Here is a 22,107-nt window from a genome sequence, read left to right on the forward strand (position 1 = left end):
TCCTCTTTTTATGGGAAATGAGTCATAATCTCACCCTTAGGAGTGACTTCAACCAAGCCCATCAGGAGATTACGCACCATATCCGCATGAATTTGTTCTTTCATGGTTTCAAAGCCTGCATAGGCTTCTTGATAGTACTCTACAATTGGATTTTTCTGACTATTGGATTGACCACCTATAGCCATAGATAACTGTTGTAGATAGTCTACCTGCTCTACCCAGTTGTCATCAATAGCCTTGAGCATGGAAAGTCGTAAAAACTGTTCATACAAGCCATGTTGCTCAAGCAATTCTTTCTTTTCAGAAAGTTCTTTATCAATCACCTGTTTTACAAAGTTACGAACTGCAGTTTTATCAGTCACATTTACATAGTCTGGAACTTCTTTAATATGAAAACTAATATTGGTCACAATAAAGTGGAAGAGTAACTCTCGGCTTTCATAGTCTGAAGAAGTCACTTGACCTATGTAACTAGCAATGATTTCATCAACAACATCTTCCAAATCACGAGAACCATCTATTAAACGATTTCTCTCTTTATAGACCATATCTCGTTGTATATTCATACTCTCTGCATACTCTAGAGTCTGACGACGTGCAGAGCGTCCTGCACTATCACTCGCATGCTGAGCTCTTTCAACTAATTTCCGATACTTACGACCCTTAAGAACCTCTGGTTGTGTCATATCTTTAACTTGGTAATCTTTATACTTTTTATGCACCCAAGAAGGCCCAAATTTCTTAATAACATCGTCCTCTAAAGATACAAAGAACTTACTCATACCAGGATCTCCTTGGCGACCAGAACGACCACGAATTTGCAGGTCAATCCGTTGGCTATCCATCCGCTCCGTTCCAATGACAATCAAGCCACCAAGTTCAGCAACTCCCTTACCAAGCTTGATATCCGTACCACGTCCTGCCATAGAAGTTGCCACTGTAACAGCCCCCATTTGACCTGACTCGGAGATAATCTGAGCCTCACGCGCCGCATTATTAGCATTTAAAACATTATGAGCTATACCTTCTCGAAGCAAAAGTGATGAATAAAGCTGAGACATTTCAACTGATCCTACAAAAACAAGTAAGGGATTCCCCTTAGCATGGTATTCTTTGATATACTCTAAAGAAGCATACACTTTTTCAGGTAAAGTGACATATAGATTATCTGGATAGTCAATCCGTTGTCTAGGACGGTTAGTTGGAATGCGCACTACCGACATATTATAAGTTTCCAGAAGCTCTTTTTCTGCAACCTTACCTGTCCCCGTCATTCCAGACACCTTATTAAACATCTTAAAAAGGCTCTGATAGGTGATAGAAGCCATGGCTCTCGTCTCTGGAGATAACTTGACATGTTCCTTTGCCTCAATTGCCTGATGGAGACCCCCCTGCAGTTTGGTCATTTCCAATAGACGTCCCGTCCCCTTATCTACTAATACCATTTCATTACCACGAATGACATAGTCCTTATCTTTTGTATAGAGCTTATGGGCTCGAATCGCATAAACTAAATGACGAGCAAAGGGTGCATTCTCCTCGTTATAAAAATGGTCAATCCCTAAAAAACTTTCAGCGGCTTTAGCCCCCTTAGTAGTCAACCAAACTTCATCTTTCTCCTCTTTAAAAATGTAATCCTCACCTTCAACCAAGGTCGTTACAAGCGTGTCAATAATACCATAGTGATTAGACTGAACCCGAGGAGATCCAGCAATAATAAGAGGTGTTTGAGCGCTATCCAATAAGATATCATCAATCTCATCAATAATGACGTAATTAAAAGGTTTTAAAAACTTCCCTTCCTCATTTGAGGCAAGATTATCATTCAAATAATCAAAACCTAAATGACCGTTAGTTGTATAAATAATATCTGATGCATAAATGTTTTTTTTCTCTTGTGGGGTAAATTCTTTTTGAGGGTCATCTGTAAAAGGCACACCAATTGTCAATCCTAAGAAACGATATACTTGTCCCATCTCTTCAGCATCACGTTTAGCTAGATAGTCATTGGTAGTGATCAGCATAGTTCCTTTTCCTGTCAGGGCATTGAGATAGACAGGCATAGTGGCTGTCAAGGTTTTTCCCTCACCAGTATTCATCTCAGCAACATTTCCCTGATGAATAACGATCCCTCCCATGACCTGAACATCATAAGGAAACATTCCCAGTACGCGTTTATCTGTTTCACGCACAACAGCAAAAGCTTCCACTAAAAGATCATCTACCGTCTCTCCTTTAGCAAGACGTTGGCGAAATTCCTCTGTCTTTGCAGCTAATTCTTGATCTGATAGAGATTCCATCTTTTCTTTAAGGGCATTAATCTTTTTTAAAATCCTTTTAACTTTCCGAAGTTGGAAATCTTGATAAAAACTTCTAGACACAATTAATCTCCTTAATAGATAAAGAATAAAAATCCATAGACTCAAAGCCAGCACTTAGAAGGGAGACTTGGTAGGTATAGGTGTCATCAGGATAAGTAAAATCAAAGACTTTCTTTTTTTCAATTTTCTCTTCAATTACATCCCCATATCTATCAAAAAAGGAAATCTTTGTATAGACTCCATTTGTAGGATAACATTCAAAATTCATACATAATTGATAATCCTGTTTTCTTTTAAGTAAAGGGAGACTGGGCTGAGTTCTAAATGCCTGATAATTCACACTAGAAAACCATGTTTTTAAAATTTCTCCTGATGGTATCAACGGATTATATAGACTAATATGTTTATCTTCGTAATAGGTCACCTTACTACCATACATAAATGTCCCACTTACCTCTCCCCAAGTGATACTTCCTCTTTGGTTGATAATCATTTGTCACCTCTTCCAAACTCCGCTCCCAATACCATACTATAAAAATGCAAAAACCAAGCCACATTTGTAGCAGTATCATCATTGTGTCGCCCAGATGTTCCCTTAGAAAGAATTTTTGCACCTGTATTGCATAGATAAGTTACTAATTGTTCATAGGCATGGCTATCCATTTCCTCATCTTTCATATAAGATAATCCAAAAGTTGTTTTTGAAAAATCAGCTTGTTTAAAGACCTTCCAAAAACGTTGATCCAATTCCAACATATGGTCAGATGTCACTCCATTTGTATGGTGGATTAACACATCAAATGCCAAATTGGAAACAGCCGGTGCATCTAAACGACCCCTACGAGCAATTGTTCCAAGATTAGCCAGAGGTTTTCCCACAATAACGGCTCTAGGTTCAAAGAAACCCGCATAGTAAAGAGCTGGAAAAGTTCCCATAGAAAGACCAGATAAAATTAAATCTTTATGAGTAAGGTCTAAATACTGTAGATAATAACGAATAGTATCCTTTATCTTCTCTTCTAGTTCTTCACTACCAAGGTAAAAAGCGCCTCCTTCTAACCTAGGATCAGAAAATAAAAGAAAAGGGCAACCTAAATTTTTCATCATGCGATATCCCTCAAATCCCTCGGCGGGACGATACCCAGCAAAATAGACTGCCAAAGGTGGTTTGAAATCTCCTGGATGAAAGAAATAGTTAATTTCATCGCGCTTGCTATCATGTAAAATATTTCCACCAAGAAAAAATTTACCAAATTGTTTACGACTCCAACGTTGGTGTAGATTGCCTAACTTCAAGCTTCCACGACCACGAGCCTCTACAGATACCGTTATAAAAAAATCTTCCTCTTTACTGTCCACAACAATAGCTTTCTGAAGAGCATCTTCAGCATAAGTTTCCTCTTCAAAAAATTCATCAACAGATCCAGCCCATATCTTACGAATAACAAGACGAAATTCACAATTTCCTTGTTTTTCAAACTCTAACCATAATTCGATAGGTAAATTTTTATAAACCATAAAATTATCTGGCCAGTAAGCTAATTGTTGAAAATCATCTCCAAAATCCCCGTTCAAATTGACATCATCAAGCCCCTGATAAGCAATAGTCCCTCGAAAGCTTGAATGAATTTGCATCGTTGACGGAAATAATTTATCACCGTAACCTCCACTAAAGAGAGAGGTTGACAAATCATTCACTAATTGCTGAGGATCTAAGAAGTCTATAGCTTGAGCACATCGTTTCTTTAATAAATCAAGAATGACCAAATCTGTCGTTTTAAACTCTTGATTATAAAACAAAGTATAAGGTTCAATATGATGAATAAAGGGTAATAAATCACTGATATACTGCCCGTCCTCTATCAAGATTGCATGAAAATTTACGATATCATGCATTTCCATCATTTTACGAAGAGCTAACGGTGAGTTGGGACAGAAATAGTACCAATCCATATTTTCAGGAATATCGTAATGATGAGCCCAATTATCAATCCCTATCTGTAGGATTTTATAGTCCTTTGACATCAGTAACCTCCTCAATCCAGTGATGCAATTTATCTAAGAAACGTTGACCAGTATGTTCCTTGATTTTATCAATAGAGTAAATCAAGGCCTGGTTCCATTCTTTCAGTTTATCTATATAGTAATGTGCAGCCTTGGAAAATTCTTTCACATCCGAAATCAAATAACCATTTTTCAAATGTTCCACATAAACGCTTTTAACCCGATTAATCTGAGGAATTCCTGCACTAATACCCGCTATTTGAGTATAGAGATGCGGTTGTTTATTGAGATCCACAATCAAACGAACAAACTCTAGTGTCTTAATCAAATCCAACTCATCATTCATATTGACAAATTGAAAACGTAATTCCTGCTCTTGATTTTCTTCTAAAGGATTTTCTGCTTCTCCATAATCTATTCCTTTTTCTAAACTATCAGTATGAATTTTCTCTTGAATAATTTCATGAACAAGAGCCTCCACATCTTCCATTTGTTGCTGGCTAGCCGAGAAAGCTCCAAAAACGATTTCTGTATTCTTAGTTTCAGCAATAAATAACAAAACTTGAGCCAATGCTTCCCTATCAATTTCTTCATTAAAATCAAGCTGATAATAAATAATAGACTCTTTTCTTGTTTGACTTCGCCCCAGACGTAAACGTGTATCAAAAGGAGAAAGGTGGTGGAATTTATTAGATAGTTCAGGGTATAGTTCCTGTAAAAGTTGTAGACTATCTTCTCTATCCACCAATACTAGGCTGGCACTATCAACTGATAATGATATCTCTCTAAAGGTATCTTGAGTATTACGATTGATAAAGAGACTCAAAATTTTAGGATTAGCACTTGGAATATGATCAAAAATAAACTGATCATGATAAGGATGCGACGGAATGATAAAAATATCTTGCTTTTTCTGATTTTTTTTCAAATATTTATCAAAAAATTCTGCCACCAAATGCTCCATATTTCGATATTTAAGCAATTTAAATCGATAGGCAAAAATAGGATTGATCTCAATTCTACCTTCCTCTTGAATATACTCCCTAAATCGCCAAATTCCTTTAGGATCCAGATAGTCTTGATAAATAGCTTGTCCATCCTCAAAATAGATTACACTGGATACAAATCCTCTGTCATCCATGATATAGCGCTTGCTAATCTGATCATTTGGATCAAAATACCGAATCTCACTAATAAAGCCCTCAACACCATGCTCTACCTGAGCATATTTTTTACCTTTTTTTTGCACGATAATAGCAAAGGGACTATAAAGAAATTGGCAATCACTATCCCACTCTATATCTCCAATATGAAGAACTTGAGTGTGCAGTCCATAGAAATCTTGCATATCATCAAAAACAGAGTAGACATCTGTCTCTAAAACACCATGTCTATGTAAAAAATAACGCAAATGCGGTTGATAAGATAACACTAATAAGCGAGATGATATACCTTGCCTTTGAAAGAGACGGATTTGATTAAAGGTATCATCAAATTCGAAGCGAAATTGTGAATGGTACCAAAGAATTATATCCGCATGCCACTGACGTTCTGAACCATACCAAGCTGGAATAAAATAATACATGACACCCTCCTAAATCAATGGTTTATAAGTTTCGTTTAATCTCAGAGCTTTCACTTCATCTATGACTGTAAAAATCATACCTCCGAACATCATAAACAAACCAGGAATCATTGCCACTCTAAGTAGTTTCTCATCAACCAATACAAATAGCATAGGCCCTCCGGCCATCACTACATTAAACACAGCACCAATAAGAGAAAACCTAAGAACCAATCGATTGATGAAACGACTCGTTTCTTCACCTGGATAGACTCCATAAATATATTCTCCTGATTTCTTCATTCGATCTGAAATTTGTTCCCCACTCATATTTACAAAAGCAAAGGCTATACTAAAAATAAAAAGAATAATCATATACATATAAATCCACAATGGTTTACCCATTGTATACTGAGATGAAATTTCAGTGAAAATTAGATTGCTCGGAAAAATCGTCTGTAACAACAACAATACATACGTTGGTAAACTCAAAAAAGTCATTACATACATAAAAGGCATCCCTCCGGCAGGATTAAGCATAATCTCAAAATAGGAATATCTCTTAAAACGATTATGTAGGCCAATCTTATGAACTGCTATACGATAACGAGCACGATACAGGAGAGCTACTAGATAAGTAAAAACAATTCCCATAACAATCAAACCAATTAAAACAAAAAGAGGGATGGGAACAGTTCGAAATGTTTCAATCAAATCTTGAGGAATGTTTAAAATCATTCCAATCAATAAAATAATCATAGGTCCACCGATACCTACAGTTGCATTGATGTCTGATAACCACACCAAGAAAAAAGCACCCGCTATCAAAAGGCAGGTATTAAGGACGATAACCAACATTTTAGGCACATTGGACTGAATTGGGAGATTTAACGAAATAGCTAATGCCTGAATCAAAGCAATAAACAAGGTTAAGTACATCTGCCTTCTATTTTGTATCTCAATAGCTCCAGATACCAGATTTAATTTTTTTGAAAAAGAAAGCATCTGCCATAAAATCATCGAAGACATCCATGGAGATAATCCTACTGAAAACAAGGATAAACTTCTCAAATTTCCACCTGTCATTGCTGTGGAAAAAGCTAAGTAAGCAGCAGTTCCTCCTAAAAATTCCCTATTATTCATATCTACAAAAGGAAGGGTCACCCTACTTCCTGCTATAAATATGAATATAAAAAATAATGTTGCCAGTCCTTTTTTAACTGCAATCGATGAAAAAATATTTTTCATGTTTAATCCTACTCTCTAAAACTCACTTCTAGTCTATTTCTACTGAGTAATTTATAATCATTATACTATCAGGTATTTTAATGTTTTTATTAACTTTTACGTTACTATTATAACAAAAAAAGCAGAAAAAATCTGCTTCTAACTCCCTTAAGGAAATAATGAAAAAGTGTATGTTAGTTAATTAAATAGGTTGTTTTTATACACTATCAGCTCACTGGGCATTCTTTATTCTTTTAATTATTATCTATAAGATCTAGTATTTCCGTATATCTCCTGAAAATCTCTGTATCCTGCATACCATTTTCTTTAGCCGATTCCCATCCCTGTCTTATGTTACTTAAGGTGTTCTCCTTTTCGTCGAAACTATTCCATCCCTTTATGGTATAGATAGCTAAACGTTCTAATACACACTCTAACTTATCTATTAATAGCTTCTCAGTTACTGTATTAACAATGCTTCCTTCTCTACCTATCCTATATATATATAAAGATTTATGAATATAAGTACTACGAGATGATTTCGCAAATAATTTATAATTTGTTCGACTGTCTTCTGTAAGTTTACCTTTGGGAAACCTAATATTATCAAATAAACTTCGACTAAAAAGAATTCCCCAACTCGTTACAAAAGAGTAATCACGTGGTTCCAACAAAGGGAGTTTATTAATTAACTCTTCCCCTTCATAGGTTTCTTCATAGTAGTCATCCCATACATGGATTAAATAATGGTTTTCTTTAACGTCAAATTGTGCATAGTTTGAAATAACAATTTCAGAATCATTTTTTAAAGCAGCTTGATACATATCTTCAATATATGTTGCTTCAACCCAATCATCTGAATCTATGAAAGTAAGAAATTTTCCTTTTGCACGAGCCACACCATAATTTCGTGCGTCAGATAATCCCCCATTTCCCTTTTCAAAATAGCGGAATCTACTATCTCTAGCAACATATTCTTGGCAAATCTCTCCAGATGAATCTGGTGAACCGTCATTTATCAATAAAACTTCTATATTTGAATAAGTTTGATGTTCAATACTATCTAAACACATTCGAAGGTAGTTTTCAACATTATAGATTGGCACTATGATACTAATCAAAGACTGAGAATACATTACACTGTCTGACATTACAGAAATAAAAGACTCATAAGATTTTAACACTTGAGAATCAGGAAATTGACTCAATCTAAAATATAAAATAATCTTAAATTTTTCTATATAGCGATTATTCGGAATATGTAATTCCGTAATTTTTTTTAATATTTTCTCATATATTCTAATTTCAGAAATAACATGTGATTCTAAGCAATTATTCGAAGCACTCCTTTGATGTTGCCTATAAATATAAGTTGGTTGATTCACGTAATAAATGGAGGAAACGTTTAAATACAAATTAAAAAAGAAATCTAAATCTTCTCCATAATTAACTGACTCATCAAACAATAGATTCTTTACTAAATCCACCTTGAACAGTTTAGATACAGCACAATTAAAATCATGATTTAAAGAAGATAGTTCAGGAAAAAGTTCTAAAAACTCATCTCTAGATACTTTTCCAATATCCAAAGTATGTAATTGTTCTTCCGAATAAGATGGTAAGTAATACAGATTATCATCCATATTAAAGTAGTTATGAGCTGAAATGGAAATATCTACCTCATTTTCTTTAAGAGCACTATACAGTACTTCTAAATAATTTTCTTCAACCCAATCATCTGAATCTACAAAAGTAATATAATTACCTTTTACATTTTTCAAACCTAAGTTACGTGCTGAAGATACTCCACCATTCTCTTTTTCAAAATAGCGTATTCGAGAATCTTTTTCTGCAAATTCTTTACAGATCATTGCAGAATCGTCAACTGATCCATCATTGACAAGAAGTACTTCAAAATTTTTATAACTTTGATTAATTATACTATCCAAACACTGGCGTAAATAGCAATCAGTATTGTAAATAGGGACAATAATACTAATTAATTCCTTTGAATCTCCCATATTTTTCTTTCCTTTAACTATTTTTTATAAACTCAAACTTACAATCTTCTAAATAATAGAAGATGATAACACATATGACTTGTTCGGAAACTATTTTAACTCATAGCTAATGATAGCACAAATCAAATCAACTTTTAGTTCAAATCTTTTATTTGATTGCGATAAGATTGTTCCATAATCTCAAAAGTCTTAAATTTAACATTAAAATTCTCAACTTTTATACATATTTCATCCCTTTCTCTATTACATTGCTTTTTCATACACAGTTTTCATAACTATTGTATAACATAGTTATGAACTATATGGTTACCAAATAAGTCTATTATTAATTTGAAGATACATTTTTATATGAATAATACTATGCTATTTAACTTTCATCTACTAATGATAATATTTCCGTATATCTCCTAAAAATTTCTGTATCCTGCAATCCATTTTCTTTTGCTTGTTGATATCGTAATCTCAAACATCCCAAGACATTATTCTTTTCATCAGAGTAATTCCAGCCTTTTATGGTATAAATAGCTAATCTTTCTAACAAGCATTCTAAAACATCTATTAAGAGCTTCTCATTAACACTACTTCCAACACTCAGTATTCCTTCTCTATGAGAATAAATTTCCTTATGGATATAAGTGATTTTTTTTGATTTAAAAAACAATTTATAATTAGTCCAAGAATCTTCTATTACTTTCCCCTTAGGAAATTTTACATTATTAAATAATTCTTTCTTGAATAGAATTCCCCAACTAGTTATGTATATATAGCCGTTTAATTCCAATTTGGGAAGTTCCATGATAAGTTCTTCACTAGTATAATTCTTTTCATAGTAATCATCCCAAATATGGACATAATAATTTCTATCACTCTCATTATAGATAGTGTAATGTGAGATAACAGTATCTGAATCATTTCGAATAGCTGCTTGATATAAATCTTCCACATAAGTTAAACTTAACCAATCATCCGAATCTACAAAGGTTAGATACTTTCCATTTGATCTTTCAATACCATAATTTCGTGCATCAGATGCACCTCCATTTTCTTTTTCAAAGTAACGAAAACGACTATCTCTTGCAACATATTCTTGACAGATTTCTCCGGATGAATCTGGTGAACCATCATTTATCAATAAAACTTCGATATTTGAATAAGTTTGATGTTCAATACTATCCAAACACATTCGGAGGTAGTTTTCGACATTATAAATTGGAACTATAATACTAATTAGTTCCCCACCATTTTCTACTTCAATCTCCTTAACTTCATCTGACAAAAATGAATATTGTCCTTGTTCAGCCAACTCTAATTTTTTACGTACTTCCTTTGCCTCATCAATATAATCATGTTCTTCTAATTGCCCTAATATTCTCTGTAACACATAGCGATACATATTAAATGAATGCTGAATTTCTATACCTTCAATATCTTTTGTTTCTTTTATCCTCTCTTCAATAGCATCAATATAATCTAAATGCTTGAGAGTGAAAATATTAGACAATCCTGAAGGATTCATACGATAAACATAGGAAGCTCCATTAAAAACATAAATTTTATCAGCTTTCATATACAATTTCCAGATTAAAAATTGATCCTCTGCATATTTTCCGTAGGGAAAGCGTAGCTCACTGAATAACTCTCGTTTAAATAATTTTCCCCAAGCGGTAGAAAAGGTTAGAAATGTAACATCAAGCATTGAATCTAGATATTGAATAGCTTGAAAATCTTTAAATGCTACCAATGAATCACTCTTAAAATGATCATTATAGAAGTAAAAATTCGAGTCACCAAATCGACAATACCCTCCTATTGTGATATCTGAGTCACTTAACCGACTAGCGTAGTACAAATTCTCTAAATAATCTTCAAAGAGAAAATCATCCGAATCTAGAAAAGTGATATAATGTCCCTTAGCTCTATCAAGTCCATAGTTTCTAGCATCAGACAATCCCCCATTTTCCTTTTCAAAATAGTGGAAGCGGCTGTCACGTTCTACAAAATCTTGACAGATAGCTCCTGAGCCATCTGTTGAGCCATCATTTACCATCAGAACTTCAAAATCCTTATAAGTTTGTGATAGGACACTATCCAAACACGATCTTAGATAATTCTCTACATTATATACTGGTATAATGATGCTTACCTGAGTTTCTCTCATATTATTCCTTCTCACTATCTAATTCTCATCCTGAGAAATCAATATTAAATTTTCCTTAATATGGCGATATGTTTCTGTATCTTCCATACCCCAAATCATTCTCATGTTATATTCTGTAATTTTCAAAAAGGTTATGTAACGATCAAAATGCCTCGTCACATCATATCCCATAATAGATAAAAGAGCTAAACGTTCTGCTATATGATTTAGTTGAGCTGTGACTAAAGGATAAATCTTGCTCTTAGTTATTCCAGAGTCATTTTCTCTATAAATATAAGTATCTTTGTGAGCATATACAATTTTGTCTACTTGAGTGTAAATTTTATAGATTAATGCAACATCTTCACCTATAACACCTTTGGGGAAGCGTAAAAATGAAAATACACTCCTCTTGTACAATTTTCCCCATATAGTAGAAAACGACAAATCATTTCTTTCAAGAATAGCTAAATTATCTAATAATTCTTCTGAACTATAATTTTTTTCATAGTACTCTCCAAATGTATGAAGATAGAAAGTAGCAGTAGAGGTCTGATAATTAGCATAGTTTACGATAGAGATGTCTACATTATTGCTTACTAATGCAGTATAAAGAACATTCAGATGCATTTTATCTAAAAAATCATCCGAATCAACAAAAGTAAGGTATTTTCCCTGCGCCTGTTCAATTCCATAATTTCGAGCATCCGAAAGACCACCATTTTCTTTTTCAAAATAACGAATACGTGAATCTTTTTCAGCGTATTCTTGACAAATTAAACCTGAGTTATCTGTCGAACCATCATTTACCAAAATAACTTCATAATCGCTAAACGTCTGCTCTAAAATGCTATCCAAACATTGTTTAAGATACTCTTCAACGTTATAAACCGGCACAATAATACTAATTAATTTATTTTCCATATCTTACTCTCTAATATTTTTTAAAAATAGGTACTCCCCTTTATCAGCATATTCCACTTTCTCTCGTAATTCCGCTTCTTCTTTAATAAAACCTTTCCCTTCCAACATAGAAAGATTTCTCTTCAAAGCAAATTTATACTGATTAAATGCCAATTCCATAGGATAATCTAATTCTGGCATCTCCATTAAGGTATGAATACGCTCCTCAATCGCTTCAATAAAATCCAAGTGAGATAGATTATAATTTTGCGTCAATCCCTTGTAATTTACTCTATATGCATAGACATCTGACTGATAGCGAACAATCACATCACTTGCAAGATATAATCTCCACATAATAAATTGATCTTCCGCATATTTCCCTTTAGGAAAACGAATGGTTTCAAACAAATTCTTTTTAAACAACTTACCCCATACAGCCGAATAGCGAAGGAATGGGTAATCTTCCATACTATCCATACCTTCAATAGCCTCTTTTGCTGATATACGAGATAACATTTCCCCATCTTTATCTGGATTATACAAATAAAATATTCCTTCTTTAAAGTGGCAAAATGATCCTACTACCATATCAGCATTTGTCAAAACACTAGCATAGTATAAGTTTTCAATACTTTTTTCAAACATAAAGTCATCTGGATCACAGAAAAATATATAATCGCCTGTGGCAATATCTAATCCTGCATTTCGTGCATCCGACTGTCCACCATTTTCCTTATCAATATAGATAAACCGCAGATCATCTTTTGTCAACTCTTTTGCAATCTTTATACTGTCATCTGAACTACCATCATTCACAATAATAACTTCTAAATTCCTATAGGTTTGCGATAAAATATTATGTATACAATGTTCTATATAAGCTTCAACATTATAGACAGGGACAACAATTGATATTAATGGCAAATTCATATACATCCTCCTCATTATTTGGATAAATCTGTGACAATTTGTCTGTTATAACCTTCATCGTCAATAAATTCAATATCTTGATCGAAATTAAATTCAGCAGTATGTTTATGTTTTAATTGAACTCTTGTTTCTGCCTTCATTTGCATCCATTCATACTCTGAATCAATATGACCGAGGTCTAAAGTACGATATCCTTGTTGAGTTAATTGGTAAGCTAGTACCTTAGCAGTTGGTCCCAACATCAATAAAATTAATCGTCCTTCTGAATATTCTAAAATATTTTCTTTAATCTCCTTAATTTTAGAAAAAGCATTATGAGAGGGGCAAATAATCCGCTTAATTGAATTTGCTTTATCAAACAAATCATTCCCTACACCTGACCGCGAAGTCGCTCCTTCTACAATTAGTAAGTCTTTCCCTTCGAACAATTGTTTCATTTTTTCAAATTGATCAAAAGCGCGAGTTTTATCTTTACTATAGATATACGGTCTAGAAATAAAGGCTGAACCATATGTTTTAGATTGACAATACTCTTTAAAAAAGTCTGCGTAGCGATCTAATTCTTTTTTCCAAAAAATTTCCGAATTATAATCTAGGGGAAACTCTCCTCTAAAAGTTTTAAATACTTCTGGCATACAAAGTAGCATTTCTTCTTGATTTGCTGTCAGTAAGATTTCTTTCATACCTCTCGCTAACTCTTCGTTATATTCTTGAAAAGCGATGCTGTAGCCATTCATAATATTAAACTCTCCGTCACCAAAACGAATGAGTGATTTCTCCGTTTTCATTAGTTCATCCAAGGTTTCATCTATGGACATGACTGAAATATCAAATAATTCTTCTTGTTTAAATACTTGACGAAATCTATCCACCCCAATTTCAGAAAGTAAACAAATAGCCTCCTCAAACTTTTCAATTTCTTTTCTCAGAAATAAATACTGAGTTACCTTTCCCTTATGCGTAGCATAAAATGAAAAAATAGGTTTCTTCAGTTTCTCCATTCTTGTTAAAATAGCTTCATCTATATCCCCATAATTAATATTCAGATAAGCATCGATATCCTTAAATAATTCTTCCAAGGTAGCTGTAGTGCACTCTGGATGCAAATAGATATTATCTAACTGTCCTAAACCATTCAGATATGAACCTACTGGAGTGTAAGCAGCTATATGAAAGCGATGTTCTGGAAAGCTACTTGCTAAATGTTCAATTTCTTCAAACTCTTCTGTACTAGTTAATGTAAGAAAATCTAATCCTTGCTTTTCTTTTTTTAAAGAAAATTCACCTAAATGATGGGCTAAGACCTGAGAAAGCTCTAAATTATAAAATTCCCACCATTTTTCACGAAATCTGTAAGAAACTGAACTATTCCATGGTTTTCTATTAGTTGTATAATGAATCACAAGTGGTTCATCTTCTAGGTTAAAATGTTTTTCCCAATGATTATAAAAAGCAACTAAATCATAACCTACTTGAACATTAAATCGTTTATCCAACTCCAACCAATTATCCTGAAAAACAGAATTCAATATTGTCTGATCTCCGTTAAAATGTTCCAATTCCCAATGTTTACTTTTCTCACCTTCAGATAACTCTAAACATTTATCTAAAACAGATAAATCCTTCCATTGTAGATTATCAATAAGCATGACACCGGTGTTAAAACTACCATCCACATCACGTACAGCAGCTACTGGAAAGCCTTTTAAGTCCGTTAAGAAAAAAGAGGTTAAGCTGCCATTAACAATAACATCTGTATCTAGATAAAGCACTCTCTCCCTATCAATAAGGCGAGGAATAAAATACTTAGCATAGGCAATCGGACTAATGTGATCTTGTGTTCTCCACTCAGCTGAAATCAATCCGATGTCAAAGGGAATATTGTAAAGTTCCCCTCCCAAATTTCTCACTATACGTCTCATTTTTCTAAACCAGTCTGGCATAATGCCTTGATTGATGATATAAAAATCAACTGATTTATTATGATACATGATAGATTTCATGGTCACAGTTAATTGTTCTGTATAAGCTTGATCAGCAATCAAAACGATTGCAATTCTTTCTGATGTCATTTATCCTCCGAAAATCTATGAGTTATACTATTCTGCACTCAAGTCAACAACAATCTGACTCAAATATGCTTCATCATCTGCTAATTCTATTTCTGTATCTAGATTAAACTCTGCAGTATGCTTGTTGTGTAATAAAATCTTATTTTCAGCCCCCATCTGCATCCACTCATACTCAGAATCGACATGTCCGATATCAATTGCCTGCATACCCTTGGTAGCAAGTTGATAGGCTAAAACCTTAGCTGTAGGACCTAGCATTAACAAAACTAAACGTCCATCAGCATGGTTCATTATTTCTTCCATTATCTCATTTTTCTTATCATAAGCATGTCGAGATGGGCAAATAATTCTCTTAATGCTCTTAGCTCCATCAAATAAATCATTTCCTACCCCAGATCTAGAAGCATAGCCTTCTACGATAAGGATATCTCTTCCTTCCCATAGTTTTTTCAACTTTTCAAACTGAGATTTTGCTTTTGATTTATCTAAAAAATCAATATAAGGTCTAGAAATAAAAGTTGAGCCGTACCAAGTATTTTTACAATACTCTAGATAAAATTCCTCATAATCCTCTAAATATTGTCTCCAAAAAGCTAGAGCATCTGGAACAAAAGAGAAACGATTTTTTAAACCTTCTTGTAAACCAATAACTAATGTAGGACTGCTCTCTTGACTAAAAATAAATTTCAATTCTTCTGCAAGATTAGGAACATATTTCTGATAATTAATAGATTGGCCTAACATGATTGCAGCCTCACCATCACCAAATCGTGCTATTGAAGATTGATGCTCCAGAATATAATCCAGCGTTTCATCTATGGTCTGTACTTCAAAATCAAATGGTTTATGGGGCAATTGTTTTGTTTCGGCATAGTTCCTAATTGCAGCTACCATAGTATCAACATTTTTGATAGAAAAGAGATACTGTCCTTTTTCCCCATTTTGTGTTTTATAAAAGGCAAAGCTAGGAATATTTTTTTCTAATAAACCATTAAATACACCATCTACTTCCCCACCATAGTTAATATCCAAATATAGATCAGTCTTTTCTAATAGTTCCTCAATCTGTTCTGAATCCGAGGCTGGATATAGATAGACATTTTCTTTCTCAGCCAAGTTTGTCAAACGTGGTCCCATAAGAGTTCTAGCAGCAATGCTAAAATCACACTCAGGAAGTTGTTCTACTAGGTATTCAATCTGTTCCAAATCCTGACTATTCGTAACTGTCAATAGTCGAATGCCTCGTGATTTTTGATTGTTACTAATTCCTAATTCAAAAACTGCTTGCAATAAGAACTGTTTTGCATAAAAACCTTGACTCAGTAAAAAGGAAAAATAACGTACTCTACTACACATTTGAAGATAGGTTTCTTCTGATAGTTGTTCCACCAAATGGCTTGCTTCCTCTAAGTTATCAACTACAAACCCCAATCCTTGCTCTACTATAAAGTCCGAGTTAGACAAGGTAGCAGGAATAATGACAGGAATGCCTGCTGCTAAATAAGTACTCAACTTATAAGAAACATTCATACTGTAATAATCGATATTTTGTTCCTCATTTTGATGTGTAGTCCAAACCAGACCAAATCCACCTTTTGATAACTCTAAGAGCATTTCCTCATCAGTCTTCCAACCCGCAATATGAACTTGATGCGATAAAGAAAGCTGTTCTTCATTTGAAAATACAGTTAGCGGAACTGTCCCCTCCCAATTTTTTAATTCTGGGAAACGACTTAAATTTCCTGCAAAATAAATTTCTTTTTTAAATATAGGTTCATGTAGATTCAAGTCATAAGGGTGATCCCACATTCTTTGAAAAATGATTTTTTTAACATTCAATCCTTTTTGAAGTAGTTTCTCTTTCATAGCTTCTGATGGTAAGATGATACTATCTGCCATGTTGTAAAGATTGATATAATCCTGCATCAAAAATTCATTTGCTTTAAACATCAGAGGAATCATATCATGAACAAATATTATGATTTTTACATTGAGAAGTTTCAACTTACTTAAAAATTCTCTTTCAAACTCTATACCATTCCAAGTTGGTGTTTGAAAAACAACGATGTCTCCTATCGAAACACTTGCTAGAATCCCATCTAATCTTCTACTTCTCTCTTCTACAGTTTCAGATGATGCATGGTAAAAATAAATTCCTAACTCTCTAAATCCTAGTTGAGCAGCAATTTTTTGAACAGCATTTTGAGCAATAGTTGCTGTACTTTCTCTAGCCATTCCATATAGATTGGTAATATGTAGCTTCATTTCTCTCCACTTTCTATCATATCTTTTTTTCCTAGTTCTTGATTTCAAACAATTCTCTCATCATCTACAGAGACTTTTTATTTACCTACAGACTAACATATTATCCTTCTAGTAGAAATAGTACCTCTTGCAACCATCTTGCAGTTTGAGTAAATTCTAATCCCTCTAATTTCATCTTGTCTACTAGATCGTGAAGATACAATACACAGTCATCTACATACGAACTAACTTCCAACTTTCTAGCAGTTAAAAATGCAATAAAATTCAATCGATGTTGAATATCACTCCTAATTTTTGATAATTCAAAGTGTTTGTATTCATCGTTACTAATTCGATAAATGTAAGTATCTTTGTTTACATATACAATTTTATCAGAGATGAGAAACAATTTATACCAAAATTCCATATCTTCACCTAAAGTTGTTTCTTCATTGAAACGAATAGTTTCCACTCTTACACTCTTAACCAATTTCCCCCAGGTAGAGCCATATGAATGATCAAATGAAGATAATAATTGTAATTTATCAATCAATTCTAGACCTGTAAATGTCTTTTTGTCATATCCCCTCTGAAAAGAATGAAAATACCAACAATTATCCGCCATATAAAACCTTTTATAAGTAGATACTGATATATCTGCATTCTCATCTATAAGTGCATTGTAAAGGACTTCTAAATAATCAGATTCCACCCAATCATCTGAATCAATAAAAGTAATGTACGCCCCCCCGAACGTTCAATACCTTGGTTACGTGCAGAGGATACCCCACCATTTTCCTTTTCAAAATATTTGAAACGAGAATCTTTAGAAACATACTCTCTACAAATATCCGCTGAATGATCAGGTGAACCATCATTTATTAATAAACACTCGAAATTTTGATAAGTCTGCCCCATAATACTATCTAAACATTGGCGTAAATAATTTTCAACATTGTAGACTGGAACTATAATACTAATTAATTCGTTTTCCATATACTAATCCACCTATGCTTTATTTTTTATATTTCTTATTTAATCTCTTCTTTTTATACAAAGACTTCCATCATTATAGACTACACTATTTGCTGGGATATCCTTACGAACCAAACATCCTGCTCCAATAATCGTATTATCCCCAATCGTCACTCCTTTTAGAATCGTGACATTACTTCCTATCCAGCAATCTCTTCCAACTCTTATTGGCGCTGTGGTCCACTGCCATTTTTCAATTTTTTCAGCAGTATAAACATGGTCGTGGTCGTAAAAACGAACTCCTTCCCCCATCATTGTTCCGTTTCCAATTTCGATTCTTTCCATACAGTTAAAACTACAAGAATTATTGATGAAGACACCATCATGCAGTATTAACTTCCCTGAAGAAACATGGAAATTCTCAAAATTTCTACAAATGACATTGCTTCCCACAATTAGACTAGCTTTACTATCAATTTGAAATACATTCCAATTTCCATCTTGGATGATATTTTCTTGATTATTCACCCCCACTTGGATTGAATTTATACTATCACGAATCCTACTAACCAATTCATCAGGTCTATTTGCTTCAAAAACTTCCTGTCCTTGATTTCCATGGACTGTATTGTCAAAAGCCAAGACCATTTTATCAGCCTGCACAAATTTAGAAACAATAGAATTAACTTCTTGAAAATGATTGATATCTAGTAGGAAATCACACATATTCACTAGAAAATCAATTTGCTGATCAGTTGTAACTGTCATGAGACGGACATTATCTTTAGACTCCAGTACTCTTATCTTTTCAGAAAACTGTACAGGAGCGGCAATATGAAAACAAATATCTGACAGGTTGTCTAGGAGATAATCTAACTGCTCAATCTGATCGCTTACAGTTAAGATTAGTGCATCACCTCGCACAATGTTTTTTCTCATCTATTTAACTCTCTTATTCTCTTTATCATTTCTGAAACTTGATCAATCTGATATATCTCTTGATCCGCTTCATACGATTTAGTATTTTCAAAGGCTAATATTGGTTTATTTTGGGAAATAAATTGCTCTAATATCTCTACTTCCTTCTCACCATAGTTGATATCTAAAAGAAGCTGACAACTTTCCACCAATTCTCTATCCAATTCCTCTAAAGACACTGTTCCAGAATAGATAGTAACGTTTGGATACACAACAAGCCTAGAAAGATTCTCACTAACGATTACTCTTGCTGCAATCTTAAATTGCACTTCTGGTAAAGCCACTATTAGTGTTTCCAGCTGCTCAATTTGATCTGAAGCTGTATAAATCAAACAAGAAAATGGAACTTTTATAGGATAAAGATGCAATTTTTTAAGAGAATGTAAATGATGATTTTTCCCCAACTCTGTCCATTCCATATCATGGTAATACCACCAAACATCACGATAGGTTTGGCTAGCGTGTGTATGCCAAGGCTTTCTCTCTGATAAATAATGGATGATTCCTGGATATTCCTGCCCATCTGGAAAACTATAGTTTGCGAAACGTTCATGAATGACAATATGATTATTATCAAAATCTAGTTCTAGCCATTTATTTTCAAAAAGCATATTTAAAATACTTTGATCAGCCTGCTCCACTTTATCATGCCATTCATTGGTTAAATCAATCAACTTTTGAGTTATATGCTCTTGCTTCCAGAGAGCATTATTAATCAAGAGAACACCTGCATTAAAGATTTCTCGACCAAAATAAGCCCTGCCTCCAAAATCTCGAATAGCAGCCAAAGGATAGTTCTGTAAATCTGTAGCAAATAAGCCATCTAGATTTTTTGTTACTACTAAATCGCAGTCTAAATAAAGAGCTTTGTCTTCTTTCACGAAATCAGCCACAAAATAACGCAAAAAAACAGTGTAACTGATATCTGTTTTATAACGCGAAATTTGCTCAGATGTGACCCGACAATTGATAATTTCTGAATCAAACTTTTCTAATCGTTTATTTAATTGTTTCAACCATTCATTAGGAAAATCACTATTAATCAGATAAAACCGAATAGAACGATTATGATAACAAATAGACTTGATAGTCGTTAAAACTTGGTCCACATAGCCATAGTTTGCTGCTAGTACAATGGCTTTCTTTTCCCTTTGTTCCTGTCTTGATAACTGATTTAAAAGAGTTCTTTTCATTTCAAACTCTTTATACGTTGCTGTATCGGATAAACCACTAGCTTGACCGTTCGCGAGACTGACTTCCAACATCTGACGATAAACTGCCAAGTGCTTCTCAAGAGGATAACCCATATTAGCTAGTAGAGTAATACGCTCAGACATAGCATCAACCAAGGCATGCATCCACTTTTCTGTCCAAGTTTTTGTAATACTTCCACTTCTCTGGCGATATGCGTACAAACCTTTATTTAAATAAACTACTTTATTTACAGATAAGTACATTTTTTGATTAAAATAACCATCTTCGCCAAGTTTACCTTTATCAAACCGGAGATAATCAAACAATTTCGCTTTATAGAGTTTGCCCCAAGCAGATATCAAAGCAAAACTCTTCATTTCTTGAGATTCATATAAGTTTTCAAAAATAGAAATATTGTCATATACTTTCTCATAGTAGGAATCCCCATATATATGGAAATAATATGTTTCCTCATCTTCATTGTAAGAATAATAATTTCCAACAGAAATATCTGCCTGATACTCAATTATTTTTTTGTAAAGGGTTTCTACATAATCTAATTCAACCCAATCATCAGAATCAATGAAAGTTACATAGGAACCAGTCATCTTGTCCAGACCTACATTTCTCGCATCTGATAAACCACCATTCTCTTTTTCAATATAGACAATTCGATTATCTTTTTGTGCATACTCTTGACAAATTTCACCCGAATTATCTGTAGAACCATCATTGATAACGATAATTTCAAGATTTTTATAAGTTTGGTTAATTAAACTATCCAAACATTTTTCTACGTAATTTTCAACATTATAAACTGGTACAATTACCGTAATTTTTTCAGTCATGTAGTCGTTCTCCTTTCCTACTATTATAACATTTTTTATGCTATTTTTCTGTCTCCCTTAACTTTTAAAACGCAAAAAATCCCCTGGATGATTTTTCATCCAAGGGATTCTTCATAAATCGAAATAATAATACTTTCTATGTATTTTTAATCCGATTACTCTTCATCATCACGTTTACGGCGTTTTGCAAACAGACCTAGACCAGTCACAGCTGCCAAAGCTCCAAGGAGTACAGATGATTTGGAAGCTTCTGTACCTGTATTTGGCAATTGCTGTCTTGACTTACCTGCTGATTCTGATGGTGTTTCAGAAGATGATGCGTCAGCTGATGCTGAAGTACTTGCTGAGACCGAAGCACTTGTTGATACTGATTCAGATACCGATATGCTTGTTGACTCAGAGGTACTTGTTGACACCGATTCAGAAGCTGATACAGATGCGCTTACTGAAGCACTTTGACTGACACTTGCTGAACGTGAAGCACTATCACTCAAACTAAAGTTTGGCTTATCAGTGCTTTCTGGAACTGTCATACTTGATGAGGCACTTGTTGACGCTGAGGTAGACGCTACAGCGCTAGTACTTGCTGAGGTAGATGCTACAGCACTTGTTGATGCTGAAGTAGACGCTACGGCGCTAGTACTTGCTGAGGTAGACGCTACAGCACTTGTTGATGCTGAGGTAGA

General features: G+C 33.8%; 14 protein-coding genes and 3 pseudogenes. All 17 read right to left on the minus strand.

Features of this window, described 5'->3' with window-relative positions; all coding sequences use genetic code 11:
• Positions 1 to 8: 8 nt before the first annotated feature.
• The gene (secA2, locus tag RYL77_RS02355; protein WP_315009563.1) at positions 9 to 2,381 is read right to left on the minus strand and encodes an accessory Sec system translocase SecA2; all 2,373 of its coding nucleotides are present in this window, start codon (positions 2,379 to 2,381) and stop codon (positions 9 to 11) included.
• Complete coding sequence (gene asp3 / locus RYL77_RS02360) at positions 2,374 to 2,814, minus strand: accessory Sec system protein Asp3 (protein ID WP_102210426.1); 441 nt, start codon at positions 2,812 to 2,814, stop codon at positions 2,374 to 2,376. The genes secA2 and asp3 overlap by 8 nt, the downstream gene beginning before the upstream one ends.
• Complete coding sequence (gene asp2 / locus RYL77_RS02365) at positions 2,811 to 4,346, minus strand: accessory Sec system protein Asp2 (RefSeq protein ID WP_315009565.1); 1,536 nt, start codon at positions 4,344 to 4,346, stop codon at positions 2,811 to 2,813. Before asp2 ends, asp3 begins: the two co-directional genes overlap by 4 nt.
• A complete protein-coding gene (gene asp1 / locus RYL77_RS02370) occupies positions 4,330 to 5,910 on the minus strand; it encodes an accessory Sec system protein Asp1 (protein ID WP_315009567.1) in 1,581 nt (526 codons plus the stop codon). Before asp1 ends, asp2 begins: the two co-directional genes overlap by 17 nt.
• Positions 5,911 to 5,919: 9 nt before the next feature.
• Complete coding sequence (secY2, locus tag RYL77_RS02375) at positions 5,920 to 7,137, minus strand: accessory Sec system protein translocase subunit SecY2 (protein WP_315009569.1); 1,218 nt, start codon at positions 7,135 to 7,137, stop codon at positions 5,920 to 5,922.
• A 233-nt stretch (positions 7,138 to 7,370) separates the two neighbouring features.
• Positions 7,371 to 9,137, minus strand: a complete 1,767-nt coding sequence (locus RYL77_RS02380) for a glycosyltransferase (protein ID WP_315009571.1) — start codon at positions 9,135 to 9,137, stop codon at positions 7,371 to 7,373.
• Positions 9,138 to 9,227: 90 nt separating this feature from the next.
• A pseudogene (locus tag RYL77_RS02385) lies at positions 9,228 to 9,391 on the minus strand (IS5/IS1182 family transposase); the annotation flags it as partial.
• A gap of 113 nt (positions 9,392 to 9,504) precedes the next feature.
• Complete coding sequence (locus RYL77_RS02390; protein WP_315009573.1) at positions 9,505 to 11,295, minus strand: glycosyltransferase family 2 protein; 1,791 nt, start codon at positions 11,293 to 11,295, stop codon at positions 9,505 to 9,507.
• Between the two features lie 18 nt (positions 11,296 to 11,313).
• The gene (locus tag RYL77_RS02395; RefSeq protein WP_315009574.1) at positions 11,314 to 12,198 is read right to left on the minus strand and encodes a glycosyltransferase family 2 protein; all 885 of its coding nucleotides are present in this window, start codon (positions 12,196 to 12,198) and stop codon (positions 11,314 to 11,316) included.
• 3 nt (positions 12,199 to 12,201) lie between these two features.
• On the minus strand, positions 12,202 to 13,110 hold the full coding sequence (locus RYL77_RS02400; protein WP_315009576.1) for a glycosyltransferase: 909 nt from the start codon (positions 13,108 to 13,110) through the stop codon (positions 12,202 to 12,204).
• Positions 13,111 to 13,124: 14 nt separating this feature from the next.
• Complete coding sequence (locus RYL77_RS02405) at positions 13,125 to 15,182, minus strand: SP_1767 family glycosyltransferase (protein WP_315009578.1); 2,058 nt, start codon at positions 15,180 to 15,182, stop codon at positions 13,125 to 13,127.
• 27 nt (positions 15,183 to 15,209) lie between these two features.
• Positions 15,210 to 16,319, minus strand: a complete 1,110-nt coding sequence (locus RYL77_RS02410; protein ID WP_315009591.1) for an SP_1767 family glycosyltransferase — start codon at positions 16,317 to 16,319, stop codon at positions 15,210 to 15,212.
• Positions 16,320 to 16,445: 126 nt separating this feature from the next.
• Positions 16,446 to 17,447 (minus strand): annotated as a pseudogene (locus RYL77_RS02415) (sugar transferase); the annotation flags it as partial.
• A gap of 100 nt (positions 17,448 to 17,547) precedes the next feature.
• Positions 17,548 to 18,422, minus strand: a pseudogene (locus RYL77_RS02420) (glycosyltransferase family 2 protein).
• 39 nt (positions 18,423 to 18,461) lie between these two features.
• On the minus strand, positions 18,462 to 19,340 hold the full coding sequence (locus RYL77_RS02430; RefSeq protein ID WP_315009585.1) for an acyltransferase: 879 nt from the start codon (positions 19,338 to 19,340) through the stop codon (positions 18,462 to 18,464).
• Entirely contained in the window at positions 19,337 to 21,421 is a 2,085-nt protein-coding gene (locus RYL77_RS02435) for a glycosyltransferase (protein ID WP_315009587.1), read from the minus strand. The genes RYL77_RS02430 and RYL77_RS02435 overlap by 4 nt, the downstream gene beginning before the upstream one ends.
• A gap of 155 nt (positions 21,422 to 21,576) precedes the next feature.
• The coding region (locus RYL77_RS02440) for an LPXTG cell wall anchor domain-containing protein (RefSeq protein ID WP_315009589.1) at positions 21,577 to 22,107 on the minus strand (531 nt) is incomplete at its 5' end.

This window comes from uncultured Streptococcus sp. (assembly GCF_963516515.1).
Classification (GTDB): Bacteria; Bacillota; Bacilli; order Lactobacillales; family Streptococcaceae; genus Streptococcus.

Coding starts and splice junctions, on each gene's coding strand:
- asp3 (WP_102210426.1), bottom strand. CDS start 2,814: ATGATTATCAACCAAAGAGGAAGTATCACTTGGGGAGAGGTAAGTGGG.
- asp2 (WP_315009565.1), bottom strand. CDS start 4,346: ATGTCAAAGGACTATAAAATCCTACAGATAGGGATTGATAATTGGGCT.
- asp1 (WP_315009567.1), bottom strand. CDS start 5,910: ATGTATTATTTTATTCCAGCTTGGTATGGTTCAGAACGTCAGTGGCAT.
- secY2 (WP_315009569.1), bottom strand. CDS start 7,137: ATGAAAAATATTTTTTCATCGATTGCAGTTAAAAAAGGACTGGCAACA.
- RYL77_RS02380 (WP_315009571.1), bottom strand. CDS start 9,137: ATGGGAGATTCAAAGGAATTAATTAGTATTATTGTCCCTATTTACAAT.
- RYL77_RS02390 (WP_315009573.1), bottom strand. CDS start 11,295: ATGAGAGAAACTCAGGTAAGCATCATTATACCAGTATATAATGTAGAG.
- RYL77_RS02395 (WP_315009574.1), bottom strand. CDS start 12,198: ATGGAAAATAAATTAATTAGTATTATTGTGCCGGTTTATAACGTTGAA.
- RYL77_RS02400 (WP_315009576.1), bottom strand. CDS start 13,110: ATGAATTTGCCATTAATATCAATTGTTGTCCCTGTCTATAATGTTGAA.
- RYL77_RS02405 (WP_315009578.1), bottom strand. CDS start 15,182: ATGACATCAGAAAGAATTGCAATCGTTTTGATTGCTGATCAAGCTTAT.
- RYL77_RS02410 (WP_315009591.1), bottom strand. CDS start 16,319: ATGGGACCACGTTTGACAAACTTGGCTGAGAAAGAAAATGTCTATCTA.
- RYL77_RS02430 (WP_315009585.1), bottom strand. CDS start 19,340: ATGAGAAAAAACATTGTGCGAGGTGATGCACTAATCTTAACTGTAAGC.
- RYL77_RS02435 (WP_315009587.1), bottom strand. CDS start 21,421: ATGACTGAAAAAATTACGGTAATTGTACCAGTTTATAATGTTGAAAAT.